Genomic DNA, 16,848 nt, shown 5'->3' on the forward strand with positions numbered 1-16,848 from the left:
CAGAACAAAAAGAGTACATATTGCTCATCGGCGGCTTCATTGCCTATGCGGCCTCAATAACCTAAAGGTGGATCCAATGGCACAAAATTCTTTGCGGCTTGTAGAGGACAAATCGGTGGATAAAAGCAAGGCATTGGAGGCGGCGCTCTCGCAGATCGAACGGTCGTTCGGCAAGGGCTCGATCATGAAGCTCGGTGCAAACGAGAGCGTGGTCGAAGTCGAGACGGTCTCGACGGGGTCGCTCAGCCTCGATATCGCGCTCGGCATCGGCGGCCTGCCGAAGGGGCGAATCGTTGAAATTTACGGGCCGGAAAGCTCGGGTAAGACGACACTGGCGCTGCAGACGATTGCAGAGGCCCAGAAGAAGGGCGGTATCTGCGCCTTTGTTGACGCGGAACACGCGCTCGATCCGATCTATGCCCGCAAGCTCGGCGTCGATCTGCAGAATCTTCTGATCTCGCAGCCGGATACCGGTGAGCAGGCGCTCGAAATCACCGACACGCTGGTGCGCTCCGGCGCCATCGACGTGCTCGTCGTCGACTCGGTCGCAGCGCTCACCCCGCGCGCCGAAATCGAAGGCGAGATGGGTGACAGCCTTCCGGGCATGCAGGCCCGCCTGATGAGCCAGGCGCTGCGCAAGCTCACCGCTTCGATCTCCAAATCGAAGACGATGGTCATTTTCATCAACCAGATCCGCATGAAGATCGGCGTCATGTTCGGCTCGCCGGAAACGACGACCGGCGGTAATGCGCTGAAGTTCTACGCTTCCGTTCGCCTCGACATCCGCCGTATCGGTGCGGTCAAGGATCGCGAAGAGGTTGTCGGCAACCAGACCCGCGTCAAGGTCGTCAAGAACAAGATGGCACCGCCCTTCAAGCAGGTCGAGTTCGACATCATGTATGGTGAGGGCGTCTCCAAGACCGGCGAACTCGTCGACCTCGGCGTCAAGGCCGGTATCGTCGAGAAGGCGGGTGCCTGGTTCTCCTACAACAGCCAGCGTCTCGGCCAGGGGCGTGAAAACGCCAAGCTGTTCTTGCGCGACAACCCGGCGATGGCCCAGGAAATCGAGATGGCACTGCGCCAGAATGCCGGTCTGATCGCGGAAAAGTTCCTGCAGAACGGCGGGCCTGACGCCAATGACGGCGACGGTGCCGACGACGCGTAAGCCTTTCGTCTGCATTCGTGAAAATTTGCCGGCCGCGTTTCCTTGGAGACGCGGCCGTTTTCGTTGCGGCTGCTGGACAGGGATGAAGCCGGGCGATAAAAGCCATTGATTTTGCAAATTGGCCGGCTTCCCGGCCTGAATGAAGGGCGTGACATGAGCGGTGTAAACGACATCCGGTCGACTTTTCTCGACTACTTCAAGACGAACGGTCACGAGGTCGTTTCCTCCAGCCCGCTGGTGCCGCGCAACGATCCGACGTTGATGTTCACCAATGCCGGCATGGTGCAGTTCAAGAACGTCTTTACCGGCCTGGAGCAGCGTCCCTATTCGACGGCCGTGACCGCGCAGAAATGCGTGCGCGCCGGCGGCAAGCACAACGACCTCGACAATGTCGGTTACACTGCGCGCCACCATACGTTCTTCGAAATGCTCGGCAATTTCTCCTTTGGTGATTATTTCAAGGAGCGGGCAATCGAGCTCGCCTGGAACCTGATCACCAAGGAATTCGGCATCGATCGCAACCGCCTGCTCGTCACCGTCTACCATACGGATGACGAGGCGCATGGCTTGTGGAAGAAGATCGCCGGTCTCTCCGACGACAAGATCATCCGCATCCCGACCAGCGACAATTTCTGGGCCATGGGTGACACCGGCCCCTGCGGTCCGTGTTCGGAAATCTTCTACGATCACGGCGACCATATCTGGGGTGGTCCTCCGGGTTCGCCGGACGAAGACGGTGACCGCTTCATCGAGATCTGGAACCTCGTCTTCATGCAGTACGAGCAGATCACCAAGGAAGAACGGGTCGACCTGCCGCGTCCCTCGATCGACACCGGCATGGGCTTGGAGCGTGTCGCAGCGCTCCTGCAGGGTCGCCACGACAATTACGACATCGACCTTTTTCGCGCGCTGATCGACGCATCGGTGGACCTGACCGGCGTCAAGGCCGAAGGTGAGCGCCGCGCAAGCCACCGGGTCATCGCCGACCATCTCCGCTCGTCGGCTTTCCTGATCGCCGACGGCGTTCTGCCGTCGAACGAAGGCCGTGGTTACGTGCTTCGCCGTATCATGCGCCGCGCCATGCGCCATGCGCAGCTGCTCGGTGCGAAGGATCCGATCATCTACAAGCTTCTGCCGGTCCTCGTGCAGCAGATGGGCCGCGCCTATCCGGAACTGGTCCGTGCCGAATCCCTGATTTCCGAAACCCTGAAGCTCGAGGAAAACCGTTTCCGCAAGACGCTGGAACGCGGCCTGACGCTGTTGTCGGATGCTACGGCCACTCTCGACAAAGGCGACAGCCTCGACGGTGAAACCGCTTTCAAGCTCTATGACACCTATGGCTTCCCGCTCGACCTGACGCAGGACGCGCTGCGCGGCCGCGGCATCGGCGTCGATCTGACCAGCTTCAATGATGCCATGCAGCGCCAGAAGGCGGAAGCTCGGGCCAGCTGGTCTGGCTCCGGCGACAAGGCGACCGAAACCGTCTGGTTCGAGCTCAAGGAGAAGTTCGGCGCGACCGAATTCCTGGGTTACAGTTCCGAGACGGCTGAAGGCCAGGTTCTGGCCGTCGTCAAGGACGGCAAGGTCATCGAGCAGGCGAGCGCTGGCGAAGAGGTCCAGATCGTCGTCAACCAGACCCCGTTCTACGGCGAATCAGGTGGCCAAACTGGCGATACAGGTGAAATCGTCGGCGAGGGATATTCGCTTGCGGTCACCGATACCCAGAAGAAGGGCGAGGGCGTCTTCGTGCATGTCGCGACCGTGCAGAACGGGATCGTCAAGGCCGGAGGTGCTGTGACGTTGAACGTCGATCACGCACGCCGTTCGCGTTTGCGCTCCAACCATTCGGCAACCCATCTCCTACATGAGGCGCTGCGTGAGGTGCTCGGCACCCATGTGGCACAGAAGGGTTCGCTGGTCGCGCCCGAGCGCCTGCGTTTCGACATCTCGCATCCGAAGCCGATTTCGGCCGACGAGCTGAAGGTGGTCGAGGAGATGGCCAACGAGATCATCCTGCAGAATTCGCCGGTCACGACCCGCCTTATGGCGGTCGACGATGCGATTGCGGAAGGTGCCATGGCGCTCTTCGGCGAGAAATACGGTGATGAAGTCCGCGTTGTCTCGATGGGCAAGGCCGTGCGTGGTGACAAGGCCGGCAAGGCCTATTCGATCGAGCTCTGTGGCGGCACGCATGTGTCGGCTACGGGTGACATCGGTCTGGTCCGTCTGGTCGGCGAAAGTGCCGTCGGCGCCGGCGTCCGCCGTCTCGAAGCCCTGACCGGGGAAGCGGCCCGTGCCTATCTTTCGGAGCAGGATGACCGGGTGAAGACGCTCGCGTCGGCGCTGAAGGTTCAGCCGACGGATGTCGTCGCCCGCGTCGAGGCTCTGGTCGAGGAACGCCGCAAGCTCGAAAAGGAACTGGCGGATGCCAAGCGCAAGCTCGCCATGGGTGGCGGTGCCACCGGTGGAGCCGAAGCGCCGAAGCAGGTGAACGGCATCAACTTCATCGGCCGCACGCTTGCCGGCATCGATGCCAAGGATCTGAAGGGCATGGCGGACGAGGCCAAGGCCGGGCTGGAGACGGCCGTCGTCCTCTTGATTGCTGTCGCCGAAGATGGAAAGGCGAGCGCCGTCGCATCGGTCACGCCGGACCTGACTGACCGCTTCAGTGCCGTGGACCTCGTGCGGATCGCTTCTGCCGCACTCGGCGGCAAGGGTGGCGGCGGACGGCCCGACATGGCCCAGGCCGGCGGCCCGGATGGCGCTGAGGCCGATGCGGCGATCGCCGCGGTCGAGGCAGCGCTCAGCTGATGAAATCTAAACGGGCCGGCGGTGACGCCGGTCTCTTTCGTTTCAGGCGACCATTACCCCTCTGCCGCTGGTCATCGCCGCAAGAACCGCGCAGTGCATCAGGCTAGGACGGATCGCTCGACCTAACGCGCTCGGCAATCTGCCGCCGGGCTTCATCGAAGGATGGGACGAAGTGCACGCCGTGTTCCGGCACTTCGTGATGGAGCAGCATCTGCCGCATCTCCGGGCGGTCCGAAACCACATAAACCTGCACATGTTGCCGCACGGCCTTGCGAATGACGCCGGCAAGCAGGTTGACGCCCGACGTGTCGATGAAACGGATCCCGTGGCAGTCGAGGACGAGATTGCGGTGATCATCGGCGATCCTGTCGAGGACGGCACTGGCTGCTGCGACCGCACCAAAGAAAAAGGCGCCGTCCAGCCGATAGGTCACTGTGTCCGCGTCCATTTTCTCCAGCGGGTTCTCGACCCTTTCCGGCGTAATGCGGACATTTCTCGACATGTGATGGATGAACTGCAGCGCGGCCAGCGAAAAGCCGACGACGATGCCTTCCGTCAGGTCGCGGAAAACGACGAGCAGGAAGGTCACGGCCAGGATCAGCGTTTCGCCGCGCGAGGAGCGGACAAGGGCGACGATCGCGGATTTCTCCACCATGTTCCAGGAGACGACCGCCAGCACGCCGGCAAGGGCTGCGAGCGGGATGTATGCGGCAAGCGGCGCTGCCACCAGCATGAAGACGAGCAGGAAGACGGCATGCAGCATGCCGGAGACCGGGCTGGTGCCGCCGGCGCGGACATTGGTTGCCGTGCGGGCGATGGTTCCGGTCACGCAAATGCCGCCGAACAGGGCAGAAGCGATATTAGCCACCCCCTGGCCCACCAGTTCGGTGTTGGATCGGTGCCGACGTCCCGTCATGCCATCGGCGACGACGGCCGATAGCAGGGACTCGATCGCGCCGAGCAGGGCAAAGGCGATGGCATCGGGTAAGACGGCGATGGCAAGATCGAGCGAAAGATCCGGCAACGCCGGCATCGGCAGGCCGGAGGGGATGCCGCCGAATTTCGAGCCGATGGTCGAGACCGGAAGGTCGAGGAGAGCCGAGGCAGCCGATGCGACAATCACCGCGATCAGCAGGCCGGGCCAGGAAGGACGATAACGGCGCAGCAGCAGGATGACGGCAATGGTCAGACCCGCAATACATGCGGCGGCCGTCGAAAAGCCTGGCAAGGCCGCGGCGATGGCGGTGAGCTTGTCGGCCAGCGGGCCGGGCTCACCATTGGGGAAGCTCAAGCCGAGCAATTCGCCGATCTGGCTGGCGAAGATGATGACCGCAATGCCGGCCGTGAAGCCCACGGTGACAGGATAGGGGATGAACTTGATGTAATCGCCGATCCTCAAGAGCCCGCAGGCGATCAGCATCATGCCGGCCATCGCGGTTGCCAGGATCAGGCCGTCGATGCCGTGGGTCGCCACGGTCGCGCTGACAAGCACGATGAAGGCACCGGCCGGGCCGCCGATCTGGTGGCGGCTGCCGCCGAGCAGGGAGACGAGGAAGCCGCCGATGATCGCGGTGTAGAGGCCACGGTCTGGCGTCACGCCGGAGGCGATGGCGATTGCCATGGACAGCGGCAGCGCAACGATGGCCACGGTGAGACCGGCCAGTGCATCGGCCTTGAACTTCGCCGGACCATAACCTTCTCGGAAAACGCTGACGGTCTTCGGCAGGATGGCTTCGGTCATCTATTTTTCGATGGCATGTGTCCCGTCACGGCATCCCCCAGTTGCCTTTTGGCGGTATTGGAGCCTGAGTCCCGCTGTTTGACAACACGGCTAAAGGATTAGTCCGATACGACAGGCCTCGTTCCGGCTGTTCCCAGACGGTGATTTTCCCTATGTAGGTCGATCATGAAAACAGAGACAAGCTTTCCGACCCTGATCGTCTATCCCCGCCGCGGCCTCGGTGTTCTCTGGGCCGCCATGGCGGCCATTCTGATGTCCGTTTCGTTCGGCGGCTTGCTGGCCAGCCTGCTGGGTGGAGATTGGGCGAGCCTGATGGTTCTGGTCTATCTGACGCTGCTCGCCTTTGCCGTCTTCGGGCTTCGCAAGGGCTGGAGGGATCTGGTCCTCGCCAAGCGGCCAGTGATCGAGCTCAACAATGAGGAATTGATCGATCTCAGGATCGAGAAGCGGATCCCCTGGGCGTCCATGGTGGAGCTGGCCCAGCGTCGCGTGGATGGCCGCTGGTTGGTCGACATCGACTATCTGGACGAGGATGATCCAGATCGCCTCGAGAGTTACGAGCTGCCGCTGACCGGCTACCATATCTCGGGCCGACGCCTGGGTGCCGAAATCCGCAAGCGCTTTGCAGAAGTCGATGCCGAGGACGACATTGCTGAAACAGAAAACCCGGCCACGTTGCCGTGACCGGGTTCTGAATTTCAAAAGCCTTAGTCGCCGATCAGGCAGCCATGGCCTTCTTCAAGTTTTCATCGACCTTGTCGAGGAAGGCGGTGGTCGAGAGCCACGGCTGATCCGGACCGATGAGCAGGGCCAGATCCTTGGTCATGAAGCCTGCCTCGACCGTGTCGATGCAGACCTTTTCGAGCGTTGCGGCAAAGTTGGCCAGATCGGCATTCTCGTCGAGCTTGGCGCGGTGGGCGAGGCCACGGGTCCAGGCGAAGATGGAGGCGATCGAGTTGGTCGAGGTTTCCTGACCCTTCTGGTGCTGGCGGTAGTGACGCGTGACCGTGCCGTGTGCGGCTTCGGCCTCGACCGTGCGGCCATCGGGGGACAAGAGAACCGAGGTCATCAGGCCGAGCGAGCCGAAGCCCTGCGCGACCGTATCCGACTGCACGTCGCCGTCGTAGTTCTTGCAGGCCCAGACATAACCGCCGGACCACTTCAGCGCCGAGGCGACCATGTCGTCGATCAGGCGGTGTTCGTAGACGATGCCGATCTCTTCGAACTTCGCCTTGAATTCCGCCTGGTAGACTTCTTCGAAGATGTCCTTGAAGCGTCCGTCATAGGCCTTCAGGATGGTGTTCTTGGTCGACAGGTAGACCGGCCACTTGCGCATCAGGCCGTACATCATCGAGGCGCGGGCGAATTCGCGGATCGATTCGTCGAGGTTGTACATCGCCATGGCGACGCCGGCGCCTGGTGCGTTGTAGACTTCCTTTTCGATGACTTCGCCATCTTCACCGACGAACTTGATCGTCAGCTTGCCCTTGCCGGGGAACTTGAAGTCGGTCGCCTTGTACTGGTCGCCGAAAGCGTGACGGCCGACAACGATCGGCTTGGTCCAGCCGGGAACGAGACGTGGTACGTTCTTGCAGATGATCGGCTCGCGGAAGATAACGCCGCCGAGGATGTTGCGGATCGTGCCGTTCGGGCTCTTCCACATTTCCTTGAGGTTGAATTCCTTGACGCGCTGTTCGTCGGGCGTGATCGTTGCGCACTTGATGCCGACGCCGTGCTTCTTGATGGCGTGGGCAGCGTCAACGGTGACCTGGTCGTTGGTTGCGTCGCGGTTCTCGACCGAGAGGTCGTAATATTCGATGTCGAGATCCAGGTAGGGAAGGATCAGCTTCTCCTTGATGAACTGCCAAATGATGCGGGTCATCTCGTCGCCGTCGAGATCGACGACCGGGTTGGCTACCTTGATCTTGCTCATGAATATCCTCGCGGGGTTGGTGCCTATGGAACGAGCGCGGGGAGGGCGCCGTGCCGATGGCCTGCCTATAACATTCTCTCGGTACAAGGCAAACAGGAGAGGGGGTCTTCGGGGAAATTCTCGGTTCAGACTTTTGGCGTGCCTTTTGCCCCAAACTTGGTTTCCGGAGCATCGCGTTTTTCGGCTACAAGCGAAGTGTTTCAAGAACCTCGGCGGAGCTGCAGATGAAGTCCCTGTCACCACTGATCGCCCTTGGCATCTTCCTGGCGTCGGTCGCGCCGCTCTTTGCTGCCTCCGATGTTAAGGCTCCGGTCCGGGAAATCATCGAGGCGGCAGCGCGGGGCTGGGATGACAAGATCGATGAGCCGAGCGAAGACGTCTTCAGCGTCGATCGCCTTTCGCGATTGTTCAGCAGGGACTTCGCACTGGCATTCGAAGCAGCCTCGAAGAACCCGCCCTTCGATCCGCCGGAAGGGGAGACGACCGGCTATCCCTTCGACTACGACCCGATCGCCCAAGGGCAGGATGGCTGTCCGTTCGAGGACATCCGCATCGAGGATGACGGTGACGGGCAGGTGACTGCGCTCTTCAACAATCGCCGCTGTTTTGGTGAGGGTGCCGAATACGAAGCCGACACGGTGCTGATCTTTCATGTCGTCGACGAAGCTGGTCGCGCCGTCATCGATGACATTTATCCAGTCGTTGACGGTCAGAGTGGGTCCTCCATCAAGCAGGATCTGAAGATGCAAGGCGGTCTCTAGGCGCCTTGCCTGTCCGGGGCATGTGAAAGCGGGCCCACAGGGGTGGCAGCTTTTCCGTCTCCCGCGCCAACCCCTTTGCGGCCGAGCGATTTTGTGCCAATGGGTGCCCATATTCATACAAGGGCAGGTCATGGCAGGAACGAACAGCGAGCGGATCATGCTGGCCGAAGGGCCGGCAATCATTCTGGTTGAGCCGCAACTCGGTGAAAACATCGGCATGGTGGCGCGCGCCATGGCCAATTTCGGCTTGGCCGAACTGCGTCTCGTCAAGCCCCGCGACGGCTGGCCGTCCGACAAGGCGCGTTCGGCGGCCTCCAAGGCAGACCATGTGATTGACGGTGCCGTGGTCTATGAGACGCTCGAAGAGGCGGTCGCTGATCTCAACTTTGTCTATGCAACGACGGCGCGTTTCAGGGACGGGTTCAAACCCGTGCGTTCGCCGGTCACCGCTGCCCAGACACTGCGCCAGCGGTTCCGCTCGGGCGAGAAGACTGGGATCCTGTTCGGACGCGAAAAGTCGGGCCTGTCGACGGAAGACGTGGCGCTGGCCGATGAAATCGTTACTTTCCCCGTCAATCCGGCTTTCGCTTCGCTCAATATCGCCCAGGCGGTACTTCTCATGTCCTATGAATGGATGAAGTCCGACATTGAGGATCCGCATGCCGTGCCGTTCGATGCACCCGAGCAGCCACAGGCGACGAAGGAAGAGGTGATCGGCATGTTCGAGCATCTGGAACAAGCGCTCGAGGTCAGGGGATATTTTCATCCCGCCAACAAAAAGCCGAGGATGATCGACAATCTGCGCGCTGTGTTCACCCGGCGGGCATTCACGACACCCGAGATCCATGTCGTCCGTGGCGTGATCAACTCGCTCGACCGTTTTTCGCGGCCAGGCCAGATCAATACGTCGGTGAAGGCTATGGTGGCGGAAGATGGATCTGATGACGAAGGCCCTAGCAAGTAACAGCGATATGGTCGGCTCGAAGCCGATCCTGGTCTTCGATTCCGGCATCGGCGGCCTCACCGTCCTGCGTGAGGCGCGTCTGCTCATGCCGGAGCGCGGCTTCATCTATGTCGCTGATGATGCCGGTTTCCCCTATGGCGGTTGGGACGAGGAGCCCTTGAAGGCGCGGATCGTGCGCCTCTTCGAAGGCCTGTTGGAGCGTTACGAGCCAGACGCGGTGATCGTCGCCTGCAATACCGCCTTCACGCTCGCGGGCGCCGATCTGCGGCAGCGCTTTCCCGAGATGCGCTTCATCGGCACCGTGCCTGCGATCAAGCCGGCGGCGGAGCGGACGCGTTCCGGTCTCGTCTCCGTGCTGGCAACGCCCGGGACGGTGAAGCGCGCCTATACCCGCGACCTCATCCAGTCCTTTGCCTCGCAATGCCATGTTCGTCTCGTTGGTTCGGAGAACCTCGCCCGCATGGCGGAGGCCTATATCCGCGGCGATGCACTGGACGATGCCGCCGTGCTTGCCGAGATCGCCCCCTGTTTCGTCGACAAGGATGGCATGCGGACGGATATCGTCGTACTCGCCTGCACGCATTACCCTTTCCTCGCCAATGTCTTTCGCCGGCTCGCGCCCTGGCCCGTCGATTGGCTCGATCCGGCGGAAGCCATCGCGAGACAGGCGCGCCGGCTCGTCCCGCTCGTGGAGGGGGCAGAGCATCCTGATAATTTCGATTTCGCGGTCTTCACCTCCGGCAGCCAGGATTTTTCCACGCGACGCCTGATGCAGGGCATGGGTCTATCTCTCCAGCCGGCGGCCGATATTTTGGTCGGGTAAGCGATCGTTCGGCCCTGAGACGGCCCTGCGACAATTTGTTGCATATCGGCAACGGTCTTTTGCAAGATTTGCAATCTCGAATTGCGATCTTGCCGGAGCCGATTTTGCATGGCATGTTCCGGCCATCCGCAACACGAACTACAGGAGGCGACATATGACTCATTTTTCTCTGCGCATGCGCCTCTCTGGCGGACCGGTGTTTTCGATGTGCGTGGGATCTCCCACCACCGTTCGATACACCCGATGACTGTCTGAACAGTCATTTCCCCTGCCTTTCCGGCGTTTTCAACCATACTGACGTGACTTGCCGCCTGCGCGTGTGAACGCGTTCGTTCGCTCGTGTCACGTCGCTTTTCATCACCGAAAGGACCTGGACGCATCGCCGTTCCGGGACGGACAAGTCATGCACGAAAATCAATCTATAGTTGAACTGCCGCTTTCGAAGCGGATGGACGAGCTGTTGCAACACTTTGGCTCCTGGCGGCTTCTGGTCGCGTTGATCGGTGCAAGCTGGAGGCGGCGGCAGGTCCGTAATCTCGCGGCCCACCTGTCTCCGCAGTTGCGGCGAGACATCGGCCTTCCAGAGGAGGACGAGCTGCTTTTCCCGCGGCGCCTGTCGCTGTGGGATATTCGACCGTAAAGAGGTGTGGCCTGGGTGCAGCCATGCGCCCGGGCCGCACTTTTTTATCGGATAGCAGACCACTCTCGGCGGTGGTCTGCTATCCGAATCGGCAAGGCTCATCGAATGTTGCGCGTCGTGCCAACGCTCCCTAGCTGCACCCCGGTTTCTCCATGCCCCCCAAGCCCGCCATCATGACCGCCTTTTTCCTCCAGCCGATTGCATTTGGCAGCTGGTTGCCGCAGATCCCCGGCGTTCAGGAGCGACTGGCGCTTGGGCCAGCCGAACTCGCCATTGCGCTTCTCGGTCTGCCCACTGGCATCCTGCTGATGCTGCCCTTTGCTGGGCAATTGGTCGCCCGGATCGGCAGCCGCAATACGCTGATCTTTGGTTTCCCGGTCTTTCTCGCGCTGGTGCCCTTGCCGGTCGCGGCACCCGACATCGGTTCGCTCTTCCTGCTACTCGCCCTGCTCGGGATCGGCCTTTCGACGATCGAGCTCGCCCTAAACGTCGAGGCCGATGTCATCGAGAAGCGCGGCACGGTTTCGATCATGAACCGTTGCCACGGCTTCTGGAGCCTCGGTATCATGACAGGCAGCCTGATCGGGGCCGGTTTTCTTGCTTTGGACGTGTGGTCATTCCTCGCCATCGGCTTGTTGTCGCTTCTTCTGGCGCCGGTCGCCCTGGTCGTGTGTCGCGCCTTGCCGATACAGGCAGGTCAGGCGGACGAAGCCGAAAAGCGGTCATCCTGGAGCATGCCCAGCCCCGCCATCCTCGGTATCAGCCTTTTCGTCTTCGGCATCACGATGACGGAAGGGGCCGTTGCCGATTGGTCGGCCGTTTATCTCAAGGATATCTTTGCGACATCAGGCATGGCGACCGGCATGGGTTACGTCGTCTTTGCCATGTTGGTTTCGGTCGGGCGCTTCCTCGGCGATGCGGCCAAGGAGCGGCTGGGTGCTGTCGTCCTGGCGCGGATCTGCCTGTCGCTCTCGCTGGCGGGGATGCTGCTTGTCGTCGTCGCACCCGTGACGACCATCGTGTATCTGGGACTTGCCTGCGTCGGTCTCGGCGTGTCGGTCGGCTTTCCGTTGGCAGTGACCGCTTCTGCCGATCTCGGCGACCGTCCGGCGGCAGAAAATGTGGCGATCCTGAGCTTTATCGCGCTGTTCGGCTTTCTGGTCGGACCACCGATGATCGGTTTTGTGGCTGAGCTTGCAGGACTGCGAAGCGGACTTGCCACGCTTCTGCCTCCGCTGGTACTCAGCATCCTGCTTGCCGGTCTCCTGCGTCGCCGAAAGGCCGCCTGACGCCAGCACTTCCCTGTGGGTTTCGCGGATGCGGGCCACACGGGGGCTTCCAAGTCTGTTAGGGACTACAGATCAACACATGAATTGAGGATGCCGTCATTGAAGGTCGGAATCGATATGGGAACGGTGCAGGGCGGTCAGCCTGCCAAGCTCGATATCGAGGAGCTTCTCGCGACCCGTCTGCTGGTGCAGGGCAATTCCGGCTCGGGCAAGTCGCATCTTCTGCGTCGTCTCCTTGAACAATCTGCCCAGTGGGTGCAGCAGGTCATCATTGATCCTGAAGGCGACTTCGTCACGCTCTCCGACAAGTATGGCCATGTCGTCGTCGATGGTGAGCGTACCGAGGCGGAGCTTGCCGGCATCGCCGACCGTATCCGGCGTCACCGTGTTTCCTGCGTGCTGACGCTCGAAGGTCTCGACGTCGAGCAGCAGATGCGCGCCGCGGGTGCCTTCCTGAACGGCCTCTTCGATGCCGATCGCGAATTCTGGTATCCGGTGCTGGTCGTCGTCGACGAAGCGCAGATGTTTGCGCCCGCCGTCGGCGGCGACGTGTCGGAAGACGCGCGCAAGATGTCGCTCGGTGCCATGACAAACCTGATGTGCCGTGGCCGAAAGCGCGGCCTTGCCGGCGTCATTGCCACGCAGCGCCTGGCAAAGCTTGCCAAGAACGTCGCAGCCGAAGCCTCGAACTTCCTGATGGGTCGCACCTTTCTTGATATCGATATGGCGCGTGCGGCCGACCTGCTCGGCATGGATCGCCGGCAGGCGGAGATGTTCCGTGACCTGCAGCGCGGCAATTTTGTCGCGCTGGGCCCTGCCATGTCGCGACGGCCGCTGCCGATCGTCATCGGCGCCGTCGAAACCTCGGCGCGTTCGTCATCGCCCATGCTCATGCCGCTGCCAGATGCACCGCAGGATGTCGAGGACCTGATCTTCACGCCCGATCCTGAGGAATTCACCCGGCCAATCGTGCGCCGCGCGGCGCCGGCACCCCGACCGACGACCGATATTCTGGCCGAACTCTCGCGTTCAACGCCAGCGTCCATGGCACCTGTTGCCAGCGAATCGCCGATGAGGGGCGCTGAAATGTCGGCGGAAGAGCGCGAGGATCGTCTCTCGGCCGTACTTTCCGAAATCCTCGGTGATCCGCAGGCTGCCTACCGCACCGACAGCGTGCTTTATCAGGAGTTTCTGGTCAGGGCCCGCATGCGTCGCGTGGCCGGCCCGCCCATGCCCATGGGTGAATTCCGTCGCCGGGTGGCGATCACGAGGGCAGGGGTCGACGACGAAACGGCGGCGAGCGAGGGCTGGCAGACGGCGCTGTCGCTCTCCGTACGCGTCTCCGACGACCTACAGGGCGTCTTCCTGCTGCTGGCCAAGGCGGCGCTCCGCAGCGAGGAATGCCCGTCCGACCATCGCATCGCCAGAGCTTATGGCACGCATTCGGCCCGCCGCGCCCGGCGCCTGCTGGGCTACTTCGAGGAGCAGGGCTTGGTTGTCGTGCACACCGACTTTTCCGGCAAGCGCATCGTCGCCTTCCCAGATCTGGAAGCCGAGACGAAGCCGGGTGATCCGAACCTCGTGGATGCAGATGATCAAACGGCGTCAGCCGCCGAATAGGCTTCAGGCCCGATAGATGACGGACGGCTCAGGCCGTCCGCTCTTCCCAGACTTGCACGAGAGAGACGATCGTCTCGACGGCCTTCTCCATGTCCTGCACGCTCACCCATTCGAGCGGCGAGTGATAGGCATGGCCGCCGGTATAGATGTTAGGGCAGGGCAGGCCCATGAACGACAGGCGCGAGCCGTCCGTGCCGCCGCGAATGCTGTGGCGCACGGGTTCGAGCCCGACACGCCGGACGGCTTCTTCGAGGTTCGCCATGATCTCCGGATGGCGATCGAGCACGTCCTTCATGTTGCGGTACTGGTGCTTGACCGTGAATGTATGCCGCGAGCCGGGATAGGTGGCCATCACCTCCTTCGTGATGCGCTCCAGCAGGTCTTCCTTCTCCTTCAGGCCCTCTTCCGTGAAATCGCGGATGATGAACTGGAGCTTTGCGCCGTCCATGCTGCCTGACATGTCGACCGGATGGATGAAGCCCTGGCGGCCCTCTGTGGTCTCAGGCGCGATTTCGCGGGGAAGGCGGGCGACGATGTCGCTCGCGGCCTTGATGGCATTCTCCATCTTGCCCTTGGCGTAACCCGGATGCATGGCGACGCCCGTAATCTCTATCACCACGCCATCTGCCGAGAACGTCTCGTTCTCGATCTCGCCGACGGTCGAGCCGTCAAGCGTATAGGCGAAGCGGGCGCTAAGCTTTGCGAGGTCCACCTTGTCGGCGCCGCGACCGATTTCCTCGTCGGTCGTGAAGAGAATCTTGATCGTGCCATGCAGAATTTGCGGATTTGCCATCAGATGGGCGGCCGCCGTCATGATCTCGGCCACGCCCGCCTTGTCGTCGGCACCGAGCAGGGTCGTGCCATCCGTTGTAACGATGTCGTTGCCGATCTGGTTGTTCAGCTGCGGATGGGAGGCCACACTGATCACCTGGCTCGTGCCGCCCGTCAGGGTAATATCGCCGCCCTGGTAGTTGCGGACCAGCTGCGGCTTGACATTCGTGCCGGTGAAGTCGGGTGCCGTGTCCATGTGGCTGCAGAAGCAGATGACCGGAACATCCTTCGCGGTGTTGGCCGAGATCGTCGCATAGACATTGCCGTGTTCGTCCATATGCGCGTCGGTAAGGCCGATCGCCAGGAGTTCTGCCACCAGCACGCGGCCGAGGTCCTTCTGCTTCTCCGTTGACGGCTGGGCGTCGGAGACCGGGTCAGACTGCGTGTCGATCACCACGTAGCGGAGGAAGCGGTCGAGAACGGTCTCGGTCATGGGCTTTGCCTTTTCTGGTATTCCTGCAATCACTGGCTGATCTTCGTGCCGAGATGGCGGTCGAAAAGCGTGATCATTTCCTGCGTACGGGCATTGGCGCTGTCGGCGCCGAGAACGACGCCGACGAGGCGGCGCTTACCGTTGCTGGCCGAGGTCACGATGTTGTAGCCCGACGCGTTGGTGAAGCCGGTCTTGATGCCCTCGGCGCCGGGATACTGCACCAGGAAGGCGTTGTGGCCGCGAAACTTCATGCCTCGGAAGGTCATGCCGCGCGAGGCGAAGAGCTTGTATTCCTCGGGGAAGTCGCGCATCAGCGCCAGCCCCAGTCGCGCCATGTCGGTCGCGGTTGTCACCTGACGGGGATCAGGCAGGCCCGACGGATTGGTGAAAACTGTATTCGCCATGCCAAGGTCCCGCGCTTTCAACGTCATCATCTGGCCGAAGGCTTCCTCGGAGCCGGCAAGGGTTTCGGCGACAGCCGTTGCCGCATCATTGGTCGAAAGCACGACCATGCCCATGACCGCCTCGCGCACGCTGATCGTATTGCCGGCGCCGACCGCGAACTTGTAGGGCTCCTTGTCATTGGCATTCTTGGAAATGACCAGCCGCTGGTCCCAGTCGAATCGGCCTGAATGCAACGCCTCGAAGGTGAGGTAGAGCGTCATCATCTTGGTGAGTGATGCGGGATACAGCACCCGGTCGGCATTGTCCGCCTCCAGGATCGCTCCGGTTCCGGCATCGACCAGGATGGATGCATGGCCCGGCTTCTGGATCTCTGCTGCCGCTGGCAAGATGACCAGGAGGAGGCCGGTGAGGGCGAGCATGGACAGGCGGTACAGATGTGTCATCATCGAAGGGCGCGTCTTCTTTTATTGAGCATGATCCGGGGATAGCGGAGTTCATGCGTTCTGTCAGCCTTTGCAGGTTCCAGCGCGGCTTTTTCCGCTGGAGAACGCTGCGGCGTCGATGCCTTGTTGACAAATTTGTATAACGCCACTAATGACCGCTCCAACGCCGGGCCGAAACGCCCGGTGTTTGTTTTGACATGTCCCGTGGTTTTCTCCGTTCGCTGACGTGAGAAGCCTGTCGGAACCTCGGAAACGGAGGTTCAGAGGAGGGCGTGTTTCCTTAAGCGGCTTGGCAACAAACCGCTGTAACCTGTTGAAAAGGAAATACGGATGAGCAAGCGCGCATCTTCCAAGTATAAAATTGACCGCCGTATGGGCGAAAACATCTGGGGCCGTCCGAAGTCCCCGGTGAACCGCCGCGAATACGGTCCTGGCCAGCACGGCCAGCGCCGCAAGGGCAAGCTTTCCGACTTCGGCGTGCAGCTGCGCGCCAAGCAGAAGCTCAAGGGCTACTACGGCGATATCCGCGAGAAGCAGTTCCGCGCAACGTACGACGAAGCCAACCGTCGCAAGGGTGACACGGGTGAAAACCTGATCGGCCTGCTCGAGTCGCGTCTGGACGCCATCGTCTACCGCGCCAAGTTCGTACCGACGGTCTTCGCTGCCCGTCAGTTCGTCAACCATGGCCACGTCACCGTCAACGGCGTTCGCGTCAACATCGGTTCGTACCGCTGCAAGGCCGGCGACGTCATCGAAGTTCGCCAGAAGTCGAAGCAGATGGTCACCGTTCTGGAATCGGTAACGCTCGCTGAGCGTGACGTTCCCGACTACATCGAAGTCGACCACAACAAGATGGTTGCCACCTTCGTTCGCGTCCCGACCCTGGCTGACGTTCCGTACGCAGTCATCATGGAACCGAACCTGGTCGTCGAATTCTACTCGCGCTAATTGCTGCCGAGACGGATTTGTGGAAAGCCGCCCTTCGGGGC

At 61.5% G+C, this 16,848-nt stretch carries 14 protein-coding genes; 10 read left to right on the forward strand and 4 right to left on the reverse strand.

Annotated features, from left to right (window positions below; translation table 11 throughout):
* Positions 1-76 precede the first annotated feature (76 nt).
* On the forward strand, positions 77-1,165 hold the full coding sequence (recA, locus tag E9677_RS21675; protein ID WP_136560143.1) for a recombinase RecA: 1,089 nt from the start codon (positions 77-79) through the stop codon (positions 1,163-1,165).
* 153 nt (positions 1,166-1,318) lie between these two features.
* On the forward strand, positions 1,319-3,976 hold the full coding sequence (gene alaS / locus E9677_RS21680; protein WP_136560144.1) for an alanine--tRNA ligase: 2,658 nt from the start codon (positions 1,319-1,321) through the stop codon (positions 3,974-3,976).
* Positions 3,977-4,079: 103 nt separating this feature from the next.
* On the opposite strand, the gene E9677_RS21685 is transcribed toward alaS, so the two are convergent.
* Positions 4,080-5,717, reverse strand: coding sequence for a SulP family inorganic anion transporter (locus E9677_RS21685; RefSeq protein WP_136560145.1), 1,638 nt, complete (start codon positions 5,715-5,717; stop codon positions 4,080-4,082).
* Positions 5,718-5,882: 165 nt separating this feature from the next.
* Here E9677_RS21685 and E9677_RS21690 point away from each other — a divergent pair, with 165 nt between their 5' ends.
* Positions 5,883-6,401: a hypothetical protein gene (locus E9677_RS21690; protein ID WP_136560146.1), complete on the forward strand. Its 519-nt coding sequence runs from the start codon at positions 5,883-5,885 to the stop codon at positions 6,399-6,401.
* A gap of 34 nt (positions 6,402-6,435) precedes the next feature.
* On the opposite strand, the gene E9677_RS21695 is transcribed toward E9677_RS21690, so the two are convergent.
* Entirely contained in the window at positions 6,436-7,650 is a 1,215-nt protein-coding gene (locus E9677_RS21695) for an NADP-dependent isocitrate dehydrogenase (protein ID WP_136560147.1), read from the reverse strand.
* 224 nt (positions 7,651-7,874) lie between these two features.
* On the opposite strand from E9677_RS21695, the gene E9677_RS21700 reads away from it, so the two are divergent.
* From E9677_RS21700 to E9677_RS21725, 6 genes are all read left to right on the forward strand, one after another.
* Entirely contained in the window at positions 7,875-8,411 is a 537-nt protein-coding gene (locus tag E9677_RS21700; RefSeq protein ID WP_136560148.1) for a hypothetical protein, read from the forward strand.
* Positions 8,412-8,541: 130 nt separating this feature from the next.
* Entirely contained in the window at positions 8,542-9,375 is an 834-nt protein-coding gene (locus E9677_RS21705) for an RNA methyltransferase (RefSeq protein ID WP_136560149.1), read from the forward strand.
* On the forward strand, positions 9,353-10,198 hold the full coding sequence (gene murI / locus E9677_RS21710; protein WP_136560150.1) for a glutamate racemase: 846 nt from the start codon (positions 9,353-9,355) through the stop codon (positions 10,196-10,198). The genes E9677_RS21705 and murI overlap by 23 nt, the downstream gene beginning before the upstream one ends.
* 403 nt (positions 10,199-10,601) lie before the next feature.
* Positions 10,602-10,838, forward strand: coding sequence for a DUF1127 domain-containing protein (locus E9677_RS21715; protein ID WP_136560151.1), 237 nt, complete (start codon positions 10,602-10,604; stop codon positions 10,836-10,838).
* 152 nt (positions 10,839-10,990) lie between these two features.
* Complete coding sequence (locus tag E9677_RS21720; RefSeq protein ID WP_136560152.1) at positions 10,991-12,127, forward strand: MFS transporter; 1,137 nt, start codon at positions 10,991-10,993, stop codon at positions 12,125-12,127.
* A gap of 99 nt (positions 12,128-12,226) precedes the next feature.
* Positions 12,227-13,747: an ATP-binding protein gene (locus E9677_RS21725; protein WP_168801295.1), complete on the forward strand. Its 1,521-nt coding sequence runs from the start codon at positions 12,227-12,229 to the stop codon at positions 13,745-13,747.
* Positions 13,748-13,775: 28 nt separating this feature from the next.
* Here the strand turns inward: E9677_RS21725 and pepT are convergent, their stop codons facing one another.
* Positions 13,776-15,011, reverse strand: a complete 1,236-nt coding sequence (gene pepT, locus E9677_RS21730) for a peptidase T (RefSeq protein ID WP_136560154.1) — start codon at positions 15,009-15,011, stop codon at positions 13,776-13,778.
* Positions 15,012-15,040: 29 nt separating this feature from the next.
* Positions 15,041-15,862: a D-alanyl-D-alanine carboxypeptidase family protein gene (locus E9677_RS21735; protein WP_408014767.1), complete on the reverse strand. Its 822-nt coding sequence runs from the start codon at positions 15,860-15,862 to the stop codon at positions 15,041-15,043.
* 327 nt (positions 15,863-16,189) lie between these two features.
* Between E9677_RS21735 and rpsD the strand changes: the two genes are divergently transcribed.
* Positions 16,190-16,807, forward strand: coding sequence for a 30S ribosomal protein S4 (gene rpsD / locus E9677_RS21740; RefSeq protein ID WP_136560155.1), 618 nt, complete (start codon positions 16,190-16,192; stop codon positions 16,805-16,807).
* Positions 16,808-16,848: the final 41 nt, after the last annotated feature.

Origin of the sequence: Peteryoungia rhizophila (genome assembly GCF_004912145.1) — a bacterium.
Lineage (GTDB): Bacteria > Pseudomonadota > Alphaproteobacteria > Rhizobiales > Rhizobiaceae > Allorhizobium > Allorhizobium rhizophilum.

Bases quoted from the DNA above. Each gene is read 5' to 3' on its own strand.
- recA (WP_136560143.1), top strand. From the start codon at position 77: ATGGCACAAAATTCTTTGCGGCTTGTAGAGGACAAATCGGTGGATAAA.
- alaS (WP_136560144.1), top strand. From the start codon at position 1,319: ATGAGCGGTGTAAACGACATCCGGTCGACTTTTCTCGACTACTTCAAG.
- E9677_RS21685 (WP_136560145.1), bottom strand. From the start codon at position 5,717: ATGACCGAAGCCATCCTGCCGAAGACCGTCAGCGTTTTCCGAGAAGGT.
- E9677_RS21690 (WP_136560146.1), top strand. From the start codon at position 5,883: ATGAAAACAGAGACAAGCTTTCCGACCCTGATCGTCTATCCCCGCCGC.
- E9677_RS21695 (WP_136560147.1), bottom strand. From the start codon at position 7,650: ATGAGCAAGATCAAGGTAGCCAACCCGGTCGTCGATCTCGACGGCGAC.
- E9677_RS21700 (WP_136560148.1), top strand. From the start codon at position 7,875: ATGAAGTCCCTGTCACCACTGATCGCCCTTGGCATCTTCCTGGCGTCG.
- E9677_RS21705 (WP_136560149.1), top strand. From the start codon at position 8,542: ATGGCAGGAACGAACAGCGAGCGGATCATGCTGGCCGAAGGGCCGGCA.
- murI (WP_136560150.1), top strand. From the start codon at position 9,353: ATGACGAAGGCCCTAGCAAGTAACAGCGATATGGTCGGCTCGAAGCCG.
- E9677_RS21715 (WP_136560151.1), top strand. From the start codon at position 10,602: ATGCACGAAAATCAATCTATAGTTGAACTGCCGCTTTCGAAGCGGATG.
- E9677_RS21720 (WP_136560152.1), top strand. From the start codon at position 10,991: ATGCCCCCCAAGCCCGCCATCATGACCGCCTTTTTCCTCCAGCCGATT.
- pepT (WP_136560154.1), bottom strand. From the start codon at position 15,011: ATGACCGAGACCGTTCTCGACCGCTTCCTCCGCTACGTGGTGATCGAC.
- E9677_RS21735 (WP_408014767.1), bottom strand. From the start codon at position 15,862: ATGATGACACATCTGTACCGCCTGTCCATGCTCGCCCTCACCGGCCTC.
- rpsD (WP_136560155.1), top strand. From the start codon at position 16,190: ATGAGCAAGCGCGCATCTTCCAAGTATAAAATTGACCGCCGTATGGGC.